This is a genomic window from Pseudomonas sp. GW822-FHT01E03 (assembly GCF_058802985.1).
The window spans coordinates 92,716-105,296 of sequence record NZ_JBXAOQ010000010.1; the positions used below are offsets into that span (position 1 = coordinate 92,716).

At 59.8% G+C, this 12,581-nt stretch carries 16 protein-coding genes; 8 read left to right on the plus strand and 8 right to left on the minus strand.

The features are described 5' to 3' along the window. Window positions 1-65 precede the first annotated feature (65 nt). From AC1RP7_RS20300 to AC1RP7_RS20315, 4 genes are all read left to right on the plus strand, one after another. Window positions 66-1,022, plus strand: a complete 957-nt coding sequence (locus tag AC1RP7_RS20300; RefSeq protein ID WP_090457967.1) for a LysR family transcriptional regulator — start codon at window positions 66-68, stop codon at window positions 1,020-1,022. Between the two features lie 67 nt (window positions 1,023-1,089). Further along, a complete protein-coding gene (locus AC1RP7_RS20305; protein WP_493181044.1) occupies window positions 1,090-1,551 on the plus strand; it encodes a MarR family winged helix-turn-helix transcriptional regulator in 462 nt (153 codons plus the stop codon). A 361-nt stretch (window positions 1,552-1,912) separates the two neighbouring features. After that, window positions 1,913-2,332: an organic hydroperoxide resistance protein gene (locus tag AC1RP7_RS20310; protein ID WP_218494460.1), complete on the plus strand. Its 420-nt coding sequence runs from the start codon at window positions 1,913-1,915 to the stop codon at window positions 2,330-2,332. 34 nt (window positions 2,333-2,366) lie between these two features. Then, complete coding sequence (locus tag AC1RP7_RS20315) at window positions 2,367-3,383, plus strand: alpha/beta hydrolase (RefSeq protein WP_154910816.1); 1,017 nt, start codon at window positions 2,367-2,369, stop codon at window positions 3,381-3,383. Window positions 3,384-3,573: 190 nt separating this feature from the next. On the opposite strand, the gene AC1RP7_RS20320 is transcribed toward AC1RP7_RS20315, so the two are convergent. Together AC1RP7_RS20320 and earP are read right to left on the minus strand one after the other, a co-directional pair. Beyond that, the gene (locus tag AC1RP7_RS20320) at window positions 3,574-4,143 is read right to left on the minus strand and encodes an elongation factor P (protein WP_007943632.1); all 570 of its coding nucleotides are present in this window, start codon (window positions 4,141-4,143) and stop codon (window positions 3,574-3,576) included. Between the two features lie 48 nt (window positions 4,144-4,191). After that, window positions 4,192-5,334, minus strand: a complete 1,143-nt coding sequence (gene earP, locus AC1RP7_RS20325; protein WP_349734938.1) for an elongation factor P maturation arginine rhamnosyltransferase EarP — start codon at window positions 5,332-5,334, stop codon at window positions 4,192-4,194. Window positions 5,335-5,458: 124 nt separating this feature from the next. Here earP and AC1RP7_RS20330 point away from each other — a divergent pair, with 124 nt between their 5' ends. Then, window positions 5,459-5,869, plus strand: coding sequence for a hypothetical protein (locus AC1RP7_RS20330; RefSeq protein ID WP_349734940.1), 411 nt, complete (start codon window positions 5,459-5,461; stop codon window positions 5,867-5,869). Between the two features lie 2 nt (window positions 5,870-5,871). Further along, entirely contained in the window at window positions 5,872-6,354 is a 483-nt protein-coding gene (locus AC1RP7_RS20335; protein WP_057713812.1) for a GreA/GreB family elongation factor, read from the plus strand. A 16-nt stretch (window positions 6,355-6,370) separates the two neighbouring features. Here AC1RP7_RS20335 and cysB read toward each other — a convergent pair whose 3' ends face one another. The 5 genes from cysB to AC1RP7_RS20360 form a co-directional block, all read right to left on the minus strand. Then, entirely contained in the window at window positions 6,371-7,345 is a 975-nt protein-coding gene (gene cysB / locus AC1RP7_RS20340; protein WP_015094029.1) for an HTH-type transcriptional regulator CysB, read from the minus strand. 113 nt (window positions 7,346-7,458) lie between these two features. After that, window positions 7,459-7,962, minus strand: coding sequence for a universal stress protein (locus AC1RP7_RS20345; RefSeq protein WP_057713811.1), 504 nt, complete (start codon window positions 7,960-7,962; stop codon window positions 7,459-7,461). A gap of 95 nt (window positions 7,963-8,057) precedes the next feature. After that, a complete protein-coding gene (locus tag AC1RP7_RS20350) occupies window positions 8,058-8,963 on the minus strand; it encodes a 5'-nucleotidase (RefSeq protein ID WP_057713810.1) in 906 nt (301 codons plus the stop codon). A 25-nt stretch (window positions 8,964-8,988) separates the two neighbouring features. Continuing rightward, complete coding sequence (locus AC1RP7_RS20355) at window positions 8,989-9,942, minus strand: putative 2-dehydropantoate 2-reductase (RefSeq protein ID WP_493181045.1); 954 nt, start codon at window positions 9,940-9,942, stop codon at window positions 8,989-8,991. Continuing rightward, window positions 9,939-10,325 carry a thioredoxin family protein gene (locus AC1RP7_RS20360; RefSeq protein ID WP_057713808.1) on the minus strand — a complete coding sequence of 129 codons (387 nt, stop codon included), beginning with the start codon at window positions 10,323-10,325 and terminating at the stop codon, window positions 9,939-9,941. Before AC1RP7_RS20360 ends, AC1RP7_RS20355 begins: the two co-directional genes overlap by 4 nt. Between AC1RP7_RS20360 and AC1RP7_RS20365 the strand changes: the two genes are divergently transcribed. Then, on the plus strand, window positions 10,324-10,767 hold the full coding sequence (locus AC1RP7_RS20365) for a PilZ domain-containing protein (protein ID WP_079246728.1): 444 nt from the start codon (window positions 10,324-10,326) through the stop codon (window positions 10,765-10,767). The two genes, AC1RP7_RS20360 and AC1RP7_RS20365, sit on opposite strands and share 2 nt — an antisense overlap. A 187-nt stretch (window positions 10,768-10,954) precedes the next feature. Further along, a complete protein-coding gene (locus tag AC1RP7_RS20370) occupies window positions 10,955-12,031 on the plus strand; it encodes a 3-deoxy-7-phosphoheptulonate synthase (RefSeq protein ID WP_007973561.1) in 1,077 nt (358 codons plus the stop codon). 86 nt (window positions 12,032-12,117) lie between these two features. Here AC1RP7_RS20370 and AC1RP7_RS20375 read toward each other — a convergent pair whose 3' ends face one another. Beyond that, complete coding sequence (locus AC1RP7_RS20375; RefSeq protein WP_007973562.1) at window positions 12,118-12,405, minus strand: GNAT family N-acetyltransferase; 288 nt, start codon at window positions 12,403-12,405, stop codon at window positions 12,118-12,120. Between the last annotated feature and the right edge of the window lie 176 nt (window positions 12,406-12,581).

The following is a 12,581-nucleotide window of genomic DNA, read 5'->3' on the forward strand; positions in this document are numbered from 1 at the left end:
TCTGGCACGGAAACGCATAGCAACGCACAATGGCTGTGCCAAATTCGCACAAGCACAAACCTGCCATGAACCCCAATCAACTGACCGACCAACTGGCCTTGTTCCTCGACGTGCTGGAAACCGGCAGTTTTTCCGCCGCCTCGCGCCGTCATCCGCTAACCCCTTCGGCCGTGGCACGGCGTATCGACAGCCTGGAAAGCGCGGTCGGCAGTCAGCTGTTCCTGCGCAGCACGCATGCGGTACGCGCCACGCCGGCGGGATTGGCCTTTGCCGAGCGCGCACGGCGGATCGTCGCCGAATTGCGCCTGGCCCGGGCCGAGGCGGTGTCCCTGAGCAGCGCGCCGGAAGGCCTGATTCGTATCGATGCGCCGGCAGCCTTTGGTCGCCGGCACCTGGCACCGGTGATTGCCGATTTCCTGATGCTCTACCCCGGGCTCGATGTGCAGTTGCACTTGATCGACAGCTTCGTCGACATGCAGGGCCTGAACCTCGGCAAGGTCGATCTGGTGCTGCGCGCCGGGCAATTGGCCGACACGCGACTGGTGGCCACGCCACTGGCGAGCATGGTGCGTATCGCCTGCGCCAGCCCTGATTATTTGCGACGTCGCGGCGTGCCGACCGAGCCGACACAGCTGATTGAACACGACGGACTCGACTGGGATGGCCTGGCTCCGCCCTTCGCCTGGCGTTTCGAGCGCGACGGGCAAATGCAGTTGCACCGGCCGGCGCGGATCCGCATGAGCGCCAACAATGCCGAGGCGCTGGTGTGCGGCGCATTGGCCGGACTGGGTATCGCGCACCTGCCGACCTGGCTGGCCAGCGAATACCTGTTGCGGGGTGAGTTGCTGCCGCTGTTCTGCGACAGCGGTCTGCCGAAACCGGAAAGCGCCGGCATCTACGCCTTGCGCCTGGAACAGCAGCCCAACTCCCGCAGTCGCTTGTTGCTGGAGTACCTGAAAACCCGCTTCAGCCCGATTCCGCCCTGGGATCTGGTGCTGCAAACCCATTTGCAACGGCACTGATCAAAATTATCTGGCGCATTAAAGACTCGCCCGCTAGATTCTTCAGATCACAGATCAAGGCTTCGACATGACCACCGAGCGCAACACCCCGGACAACTGCGACAACCTGCTGCTGGACAATCAGGCGTGCTTCGCCCTGCATTCCACTTCGCTGATGATGACCAAGGTCTACAAACCCTTGCTGCAAGCGCTGGGCCTGACCTACCCGCAATACCTGGCGATGATGGTGTTGTGGGAAAAGGACGGTTTGACCGTAGGTGAAATCAGCACGCGGTTGCTGACCGATCCTGGCTCGTTGACGCCGCTGCTCAAGCGCCTGGAAGCCGAAGGCCTGCTCAGCCGAACCCGCAGCCGCGAAGATGAGCGGGTGGTGATCGTCGAACTCACCGAACAGGGCCGGGCGTTGCGCGACAAGGCCCGGGACATTCCCCAATGCATCCTCGGCGCCAGCGGGATGCCCCTGGAGCGCCTGAAAAACCTGCAGGCGGAACTGCAGGAGTTGCGTCGCCACCTGCAAGACAGCCTCTAGTCTCCAAACCACCACAAATCCCTTGTGGGAGCGAGCTTGCTCGCGATGGCGGTGTATCAGTCAGCATCATTGCTGAATGTGAGACTGCAATCGCGAGCAAGCTCGCTCCCACAGCGGCTCTGCGGCCCACCAGAAAACCGGGTTCGCCACCCTCCCCAGAAAAAAACCCGCTGAAAATCCCCCTCGATAGCTCTAGCTCAATACTTTCAACCTAAACCACCTCACAGCCTTGCGTCTTTTTTCAAATTTCTTTGAAAAAATATATTGCGCGCCAAACATTAGCGCGATACATTTATTTCGCACTTACTTAGCGCGCAAACATTTAGCGCAAAACAAACAAACCCTGAACGAGGCTTTCACCATGCAAACTCTCTACACCGCAATCGCAACCTCCACCGGTGGCCGTGACGGTCGTGCGGTTTCCAGCGACAACATCCTCGACGTCAAGCTCGCCACGCCCAAAGAACTCGGCGGTGCCGGCGGCGCAGCCACCAACCCAGAGCAACTGTTCGCTGCCGGCTACTCCGCCTGCTTCATCGGTGCCCTGAAATTCGTGGCCAGCCAGACCAAGCGCAGCATTCCTAACGACGCTTCGATCACCGCTCATGTCGGCATCGGCCAGATCCCTGGCGGCTTCGGCCTGGACATCGACCTGCACATCAGCCTGCCGGGTCTTGAACAAGCCGATGCACAAACACTGGTCGATGCGGCCCACCAGGTCTGCCCGTACTCCAACGCCACCCGTGGCAACGTCGATGTGCGTCTGCACGTAACCGTCTAAGCGCTGACTACCCAGGCCCGAACAGGAAACGAACATGAACACTTTCAGCAAAGTCTTGACCGGTACCCTTCTCGCCTTGTCCATCAGCAACGCGTTCGCAGGTACCGGGGTTGAACACAACACCCAGGCGTTCCTCGACGTTCTCAACGCCGGAACCGGCAAGCCGATGGAGCAAATGACGCCCGCCGAGGCCCGCGCCGTGCTGGTGGGCGCGCAGGCCGGGGTGAAGCTGACGCTGCCAAAAGCCGATGTCAGCCAGAAGACCATTCAAGTCGACGGCCAACCGATCAGCCTGACCATCGTCCGGCCGGCCGGGGTCAAGGGCGAGCTGCCGGTGTTCATGTTCTTCCACGGCGGTGGCTGGGTGCTGGGGGACTTCCCGACCCACGAGCGGCTGGTGCGTGACCTGGTGACGGGTTCGGGTGCCGCGGCCGTATTCGTGAACTACACGCCGTCGCCGGAAGCGCATTACCCGGTGGCGATCAACCAGGCTTACGCCGCAACCCGATGGGTGGCCGAGCACGGCAAAGAGATCAACGTCGATGGCCAGCGCCTGGCGGTAGCCGGCAACAGTGTCGGCGGTAACATGGCGGCTGTGGTTGCGCTGATGGCCAAGGACAAGGGCACACCGGCGATCAGGTTCCAGGTGCTGTTGTGGCCGGTGACTGATGCCAACTTCGAAACCGCGTCCTACAACCAGTTTGCCGAAGGGCACTTCCTCACCAAAAACATGATGAAGTGGTTCTGGGACAACTACACCACCGACGCCAAGCAACGGAACGAGATCTACGCCTCGCCACTGCGCGCAACCACCGCCCAGTTGAAAGGATTGCCTCCAGCGCTGGTGCAGACCGCCGGAGCCGACGTGTTGCGCGACGAAGGCGAAGCCTACGCCCGCAAGCTGGACGAGGCCGGTGTGCCGGTGACCTCGGTTCGCTACAACGGCCTGATCCACGACTACGGTTTGCTCAACGTGGTGAGCCAGGTGCCAGCGGTGCGTTCGGCGATGCTGCAGGCGTCTGAAGAACTCAAGCAACACCTGAAGAAATAACACTGCCCCACCCTGTCCCCTGTAGGAGCGAGCTTGCTCGCGATGGTTGTTAACGATAACTCGGGCTATCTGAATGCCCGCGTTGACTGGGCCTCCATCGCGAGCAAGCTCGCTCCTACAGAGGGTGGAGTGTTTCAGGCAAAAAAAAGCCCGACTCAATGGTCGGGCTTTTTCATTCCTGAAGCTGTGCTTATTTGGCACGGCCTTTGTAGGAACCGCCTTCGCGGGTATCGATCTCGATCATGTCGCCGATTTCGATGAAGTCAGCAACCGACAGCTCGGTACCGTTCTTCAGTTTGGCAGGCTTCATCACCTTGCCGGAAGTGTCGCCGCGAGCGGAACCTTCGGTGTAGTCAACCTGACGCACGATAGTGGTCGGCAGCTCTACGGAAACCAGACGCTCTTCGAAGAAGATCGCTTCGCAAACATCGGTCATGCCTTCTTCAACGAAAGGCAGAACGGCTTCGATGTCTTCAGCGTTCAGCTCGTACATGGTGTAGTCGGTGGTGTCCATGAACGTGTAGGTGTCGCCGCTGATGAAGGACAGGGTCGCTTCTTTGCGGTCGAGGATTACGTCGTCCAGTTTGTCGTCGGCGCTGTAAACGATCTCGGTCTTGTAACCGGTCAGCAGGTTTTTCAGCTTGGTCTTCATGATCGCGCTGTTACGACCGGACTTGGTGAATTCAGCTTTCTGAACCAGCCAAGGATCGTTTTCGAGACGAATCACGGTCCCGGGTTTCAGTTCTTTACCAGTTTTCATTGCGAATATCCGAATTTGGATGGGATTTACAAAAATCTAGGCCGCGTATCATATCCAATTTCCATAAAACTGTACCAGCGCCGTGGCAAGATCGGCCTGCAAGGCCTGCTCCAGACACCACGCCTCAGCGTGTTTTTCCAGCTCTGGCCAGTGTTTACGAGTGAATTGCCAGTGGTCGGCCATTTTTTCACCGGCGTTCCACGCCCGCCAGAGACCGCTGATCGCCTCCCGCGCAGGCGCAGATACCCCCTTCACATAGAGTTCGAGGAAGGCTTCGAGCTTGTCCAGGTGGATGTCTTCTTCTTGCCGGTAGATATGCCAGAGAAATGGCCGGCCAGCCCATTGGGCGCGCACAAAGGAATCTTCGCCGCGCACGGCATTGAAATCGCAGCACCACAGCAACCGGTCGTACTGGTCCTGGCGGACGAATGGCAGCACTTGCACGGTCAAGGCATCACGCACATGCACGGCACCGGCCGCCAAACCCTGTACACCGAGCCAACGCTCGACGTCGCCGAGAATCCGCCCTTCCGGCACCAGCAGATGAGTGGCAGTAGAATCGCCGGCCATTGCATCAAGCCAACTGGCCAGACCGGTGTTTTCGTAGGCAAACAATGAGATCAGCTGCGCGCCGGGCGCAGGATCAATTCCCAAGCCTTGCAGGAATTTTCTTTGAGCCTGCGGGTTTTGCTGAAATTGCCGACGCCGTTCCAGCAACCCTCGCTCACGCAGCAGTCCGCCGGTGCCCTTCTGGAATCCTGGGAAGAAGAAGAACTTCTGCACGTTTTTGTACTTCACCGAGGGCAAACCGTGGCAGCCGATGACCCAGTCTTCGGCGCTCAGGTAATCCAGGTTCATCCACAGCGGCGTCTTCTCCCGTTCGGCCATGGCCTCCATATAGGCGCTCGGCAATTGGCAGGCAAATGCAGCAATCACCACATCGGCGGCTTCGGTCGGTTGCCACTCGGCTGGCCATTGGCGCACTTCGACGTCTTGCTGCAACTGCCTGGGAGCATGGATGTCGATTTCCGGGCACAGGCGCTCGAACGCTCGCAGGTCATCGACCCATAGACGCACCGCCAGCCCATGTTCGGCCACCAGTTGCCGGGCCAGTCGCCAGGTCACGCCGATGTCGCCGAAGTTGTCGACCACGGTGCAAAAAATATCCCAGCGGGTTTTCATTTCAGGCATTCCAGGCTCCCGTTGGCAAAGGCGCCGATTGTCCGCATAAATTACCCCGTGCAGAAGAGCCGACGGCGATTATTCTTCATGCGACAATCGCCATTCGCCAGTGACCTTTCGCCAGGAGGCAACCATGCCCCACCGCCCCACTCCGCGCCGATCCTTCCCGATCAGCCTCAGCGCCCTGCAACTGACCGGCAGTATCGCCCTCGGCATGTGGCTCGGGTTCATTGCCATTGTGTTGACCTGCTGGCTCGCGTCGCGCCTGTTTTTCAGCGAGCAACTCGCCCCGGTCGCGGCGGCGGTTGAGCAGCTGGCCCAACCACCCGCAGCGGCTCAACCGCTGCCGAACATTCCGCCACAGAGCCCGCTGTTCGAGCAATATGAAGAAAACCTGCGCAAGAACGAACAGCAGCAACGTCTTGATCAGGCACGTAGCAGCAGTCGCAACCTGGCCAACCCGAACTGTCAGTTCTGGCTGCAACAGGACCGGACTGCACCCAGCGAAAAAAGCCGCGCCAACGTCCTGCAATTCTGCGATTGATCATGAATAAGCAAACCGTCCACCAACTGATTCTCGACAGGCTGCGGATCGATCTCGACATCGCCGAGCGGGCCGCACAAACCGCCTACGAAACGGCGACCCACGAAGAAAACATCGCCGAGAACAAGTACGACACCCTGGGGCTGGAAGCGTCCTATCTCGCGGCCGGGCAAGCCAGGCGGGTCGAGGAAATTCGCCAGTCGCTGAGCCTCTGCCAGAACCTCGCCCTGCGTCCGTATGACGATCAGCGGGGCATCGAAGTGGGCGCGCTGCTGGGGCTGGAGGACGAAAAGGGGCGCGAACAATGGCTGTTTCTGGCCCCCGATGCAGCAGGGTTGAAGGTCGATCTGGTGGGGCAACTGATTACCGTCATCACCCCGCGCTCACCGCTGGGCAAAAGCCTGCTGGGCAAGTTCGAGGGCGATGAGGTGGAGATCATGGTGGCGGGCGCTCGGCAACAGTTCGCTGTCACCGAGGTGGTTTGACCGGCAGGAAACGCTATCAGTGAACGGGTAGTTCGACGCCTTCGAACAGCTCTTCCAGTTCCTGCTTGTTGTGGCACTGAATGGCCTTGGCCATGACTTCGCGGGTCAGGTGCGGCGCAAACTTCTCGATGAAGTCGCACATGAAACCCCGCAGGAAGGTGCCGCGACGGAAGCCGATCTTGGTTACGCTGGACTCGAACAGTTCGCTGGCATCGAGTACCACCAGGTCGCTATCGAGCTTGGTGTCGACAGCCATTTTGGCCACGATGCCTACGCCCAGACCCAGGCGAACATAGGTCTTGATCACGTCGGCGTCGGCGGCGGTGAACACCACTTTCGGCGTCAGGCCGCGATGGCTGAAGGCTTCGTCGAGTTTCGAACGGCCGGTAAAACCGAACACGTACGTCACGATCGGGTATTCGGCCAGTGCTTCGAGGGTCAGTTTCGACAGTTTGGTCAGCGGGTGGCCCTGAGGCACGACCACGCAACGGTTCCAGCGGTAGCACGGCATCATCACCAGATCACCGAACAGCTCGAGCGCTTCGGTGGCAATGGCGAAATCCACGGTGCCGTCAGCGGCCATTTCGGCGATTTGCATCGGCGATCCCTGATGCATGTGCAGGGCCACGTCCGGGTATTGCTTGATGAAATTGCTGATTACCGGCGGCAACGCATAACGCGCCTGGGTATGAGTGGTGGCAATCGACAGGGTGCCTTTCTTCTCGTTGGAGAACTCCTGGGCGATCTGCTTGATGCTTTCAACCTTGCGCAGAATCTCGCCAGCGGTGGTGATGATGCGCTCACCGGCCGGGGTGACACGGGTCAGGTGCTTGCCGCTACGGGCAAAAACCTCGACGCCCAGTTCGTCTTCCAGCAGACGGATCTGCTTGCTGATGCCTGGTTGAGAGGTGTAAAGGCTTTGGGCTGTAGCGGAAACGTTGAGGTCGTGGTGCGCCACTTCCCAGATGTAGCGCAATTGTTGAAGCTTCATATGAATCCCTCAAAGCAGGTAGACGCCACGGGCATCAGCGACGGTATATAACTATATTAATGGCTCGAAGAATAAATCTAGAACTTTTTTATCAAATTGCCATTATTCGTGTTCTAGAGATCCCCTTGACGACGACGTTGCACCAGCGGCACCAGATAGACCGGCACCTTGGACAGTTGCAACACACGGGCGGCGGTTCGCCCCAGAGGCGTTTCCGCACCAGCACCATGGCTGTGACTACCTACGATCAACAAATCCACGGAGAGTTTCTGCGCCTGGTCCAGAATCACCTGCGACGGATCGCCCTGCAGCACCCGTACTGCCTGAATCCGCTCCAGGTCGTGCTCCCCTTCATCCCCCAACTCCTCACGAAAACTGTCGAGCACCCGCTGCTCGATACTGGCAATCACCGTATTGAGGCCCTGGCTGTGAAACTCGTTCAGCGCCTGTTCATCGAGATAACTTTGCAGCACCGATTCGGCAAACAACCCCATGGGTTCAACCGCATGCACGACATACAAACTGGCATTGAAGGTCCTGGCCAGTTCCAGGGCATGCTGCATCACCACGGGCGCGTACAGACCAAGGTCAGTGGCATACAGCATCGAACGAATCATATGACCTCCTCGACTGCCAACATGGCGGAGATTTGATTCAGCTTAGCAGTGCCTTGGCGACTACGACGTCCCGCGCAACGCATTGAACGGTGGGCTTAAACCTTTTGCTCGTTGCTTATGCCATGGGGCACATGACCGGTGGCGACGACTTCTCGGGCCAACTCGCAGTGACCGGCCTGATCGTCGAAAAACACGTCGGCCGCGAAGGCTTCGAGAAAGGCCGACTTGGTCAGGCCGCCGAGGAACAGCGACTCGTCGAGACGGATGTCCCATTCGCGCAACGTGCGAATGACCCGCTCATGGGCCGGCGCCGATCGCGCCGTGACCAGCGCGGTACGGATCGGACAGGTGTCCTCCGGGAACTCACGCTGCAGCAGGTTGAGGGCCGCGAGAAACCCTTTGAACGGCCCACCGCGCAACGGTTCGCGGGCGGCCTCACGCTCGCTGGCCTGGAACGCCTCCAGACCACCGGCCTGATAAACGCGTTCCGACTCATCGGAAAACAGTACCGCGTCTCCATCGAAGGCAATGCGTAACTCGTCGCTGGCCGCACGGCTGGCACCGCCCGACAGAATGGTCGCTGCCGCGAACCCGGCGTCCAGTGCATTGCGCACGTCTTCAGCGTGGGTCGAGAGAAACAGGTCGCAGCCAAAGGCCTTGAGGTAGGGATACGGACTGCGCCCGCCGACAAAGGCCGCACGGGAAATGGCCAGTCCGTAGTGGTCAATCGAGTTGAACACCCGCAGCCCGGTGTCGGCGCTGTTGCGCGACACCAGAATCACCTCGACCCGGGCGCGGCCGAGGCTGTTGTTGAGGTTCAGGAGTTTCTGCACCAACGGGAAGGCATCGCCGGGCTCGAGGATTTCGTCTTCGTGTTCGATCTGATATTGCCGGTAGGCCTCGACACCACTCGACAGGTAGACCTTGTGGCTTTCGCTCAGGTCGAACAGCGCCCGCGAAGAAATCGCCAGCACCAGCTTGTCGTCAATTGCCTTTGGCATGCCCTTCCCCCTCAGGTCGGTCGACTCAGGTATTGCGTCGATCAATGAAACTCAAACTGCGATACAAGGCCTCGATGCGTGGCATCTCACACCCGGCAGCCTTCGCCGCCGCCAAAGGCCGGGCGTAGATCGCGGCCAGTTCCAGCGGTCGCTTGTGCAAATAATCGTGGTACATGCTCGGCCAGTAGTCGGGCATCTTTTCGGTCACCATGAACAAATGCTCGGCATAGCCTGCCGGTACGTCGTGCCCGCAGGCAACAGCGCCTTGGACCACTTCAGCCATCAGCGCCTTGATCAGCTCGCGGCTGTCGGCATCGGCCATCAACGGTGTGGTGCTCGCCCCCAGCAAAACCGAGAGACCGTTGTAAGGGATATTCCAGACCAGTTTTTGCCAACGCGCCTGATGCAGATTCGCCATGGCCTGGGAATCGAGGCCGGCGCTGCGAAACAGCCCGACGCCCTCCTCGACAATTGCGCTGCGTGCCGGCCCATCGGCGGGACCGCTGTGATAACCCACATGGACCGCGCCCAGCGCCTGATGGGTAATGACACCCGGCGCCTCGCGATGGACGCAGATGTAGCAGAGCCCTCCAAGCACATGCAGCGAATCGGGGAGCAACGCGCGCAGGCTGTCTTCGACGTCCAGGCCGTTTTGCAACAGCAGTACCTTGGCGCTCGGTGCCGCCGCCTGCAGGATGGCAGGTGCCAGGTCGGCGTTGCTGGTGGTTTTCGCGCCCACCAGCAGCCAATCGCAAGGTGGCATGTCTTGCGCATCCGAATAGGCCTGCACCGGGTTCAACGTCAGTACACCGTGGGGCGCGCTATCGACTCGCAAGCCATGCTCGGCCACCGCGGAGAACTCGCTGCGCAGCAGAAAATGCACATCAAAACCGGCACGTGCCAGCATCACCCCGTAGAAACCGCCGATTGCGCCGGTCCCGATAATGCCGATCGTCGGCTTGGCAACTGTCCCCATCATGGCAACTCCTCTGCTGTTCGACTCAGCGCCTGGTGCACGGCCCGATTGAGCTCGGTGCCGGTCAGGCGCGATTTCAGTGCTCCAAAGAATTCACCGTCGCGAACGACAAACAGCGCCGGCAAGTGAAAAACCTGATAACGCTCGACCACCCCGCCGTTGTTGCCGGCATCGATCCAGCACAGTCGATCGACTGCCAGGTCGAGTGTCGGCAATTGCTCGCGGGCAAAACGGCAACTGGCGCAGCCGACACTGGTGAAAATGACCAGCGATACACCGCTCATCGCCAGCAGCCGTTGGTCGGCGTCAAAATCGGTCAGTTCCAATTCGACCACTATACTGGGAGGAACAATGTCAGATGGCCGACACATGGAGTCTGTGTTCATGGGACGATTCATTCCTCACCCTGACGATGTGCCCGTCGAATTAACGTTGCTGAAACCTGAGTGTCTTTCGCGACGACAGCTGCACACTATCAGTCTCGGGGGCATGGCTTGCAATTATCACCGTGCGTGGCGTCACGGCACGGCGCTGGAGGTACGCATGCCGACCGTGAACCCGGACATGCGCTACCTGGGCTATGTCGCCTGGTGCCTGCGACGCAAGCGCGGTTATCTGGTAGGCATCGCTTTCGTCGATGAACAAACGCTGTTCAGCGCCCGGATGGGCGAACAGGTGTGCCAGATCGAACGCTACTGCCGCCTGCATGAGGCCCACGAAGACTTGCAGGACATCCAGGCCCTGGCCCTCGAATGGGTCCAGGAGCATGCCGACGAGTTCTCTCACGATTCGGTGCGCAAGGCTTTTGCGCAACCGGTGCTGGAATAGAGGCATTCTTGATCGGTTTGCCCCTCGCGGCAGGGAAACTGACTGCGAAACCCCACCAAACCGGCGTCTGCCCATTGTCGAGCCACGGTGTAACGCGCTAAGGTTCAGCTCCCCGACGCGCTTAATTTGCTGTGCTCCGCCGCGCGGGTTCGCTGGCGGCCGGCACCCGTGACCTGACGAGTAAACGATGGCTGATTTACCGATCAACGACCTAAACGTCGCCTCCAACGAGACACTGATCACTCCCGATCAGCTCAAGCGCGATATTCCCCTGAGCGACGCCGCACTGCGCACCGTCACCAAGGGCCGCGAAGTCATTCGCAACATTCTGGATGGCACCGACCATCGCCTGTTCGTCGTCATCGGGCCTTGCTCGATCCACGACATCAAGGCCGCCCACGAATATGCCGAGCGCCTGAAAGTTCTCGCCGCCGAAGTGTCCGATACCCTGTATCTGGTCATGCGCGTGTATTTCGAGAAGCCACGTACCACCGTCGGCTGGAAAGGCTTGATCAACGACCCGTACCTGGACGACTCGTTCAAGATCCAGGACGGCTTGCACATCGGTCGCCAGTTGCTGCTGGACCTGGCCGAAAAAGGCCTGCCGACCGCCACCGAAGCCCTCGACCCGATCTCCCCGCAATACTTGCAGGACCTGATCAGCTGGTCGGCCATCGGCGCGCGCACCACCGAATCCCAGACTCACCGTGAAATGGCCTCCGGGCTGTCCTCGGCCGTCGGCTTCAAGAACGGCACAGATGGCGGCCTGACCGTGGCGATCAACGCCCTGCAATCGGTTTCCAGCCCGCACCGCTTCCTGGGTATCAACCAGGAAGGTGGCGTGTCGATCGTGACCACCAAGGGCAATGCCTACGGTCACGTGGTGCTGCGCGGCGGCAACGGCAAACCGAACTACGATTCGGTCAGCGTTGCGCTCTGCGAGCAGGCGCTGAACAAGGCGAAGATCAAGCCGAACATCATGGTCGATTGCAGCCACGCCAACTCCAACAAGGATCCGGCCCTGCAACCGCTGGTGATGGAGAACGTCGCCAACCAGATCCTCGAAGGCAACAAGTCGATCATCGGCCTGATGGTTGAAAGCCACTTGAACTGGGGCGCCCAGGCGATCCCGAAAGACCTCGCCGACCTGCAATACGGCGTGTCGATCACCGACGCCTGCATCGACTGGACCGCGACCGAAAACACCTTGCGCAGCATGCATGCCAAGCTCAAGGATGTGCTGCCTAAACGCGATCGCAGCTGATCGCCTGTTTGGCGGCGCAAAAAGCACACACAAAAAAAACGCCGGGCTGGACCCGGCGTTTTTTTATGTGTTCGTTTTGTTGAAGGTCACTGACTCAGCTTGGCCGCATGCCGCTGGTGACGCTCCATGTAGCGCTCGACGTAGGAGCACGATGGAATGACGGTGTAGCCCATTTCGTCAGCGTACTCCAGCGCCTTCTCGGTCAAGGCTGCCGCAATACCGCGACCACGCAATGCGTTGGGCACGAAGGTGCGATAGATATCCAGGGTCTGTTTCCCCAGATCCATATAGGTCAGATAGGCACGATGACCGTCCACATTGGTCTCGAACTGATGACCAGCCTGGTCATGGTGGATGGACAACGCCTCGCTCATCACTACTCCTCGCGGGTCTGGAATTCCGACCCCTACCTTACCGATGTTTTTCCGGCGAAGGAACATCTACGCCACCCCGTGCCTGAGTGGGCACCGAGAAGAGCTGCACCGATCTCGCGCTACCGAGCACGTACAAATAGTAGGCACCATTGGCAGAAATGCTCAAGGTGCGCTCG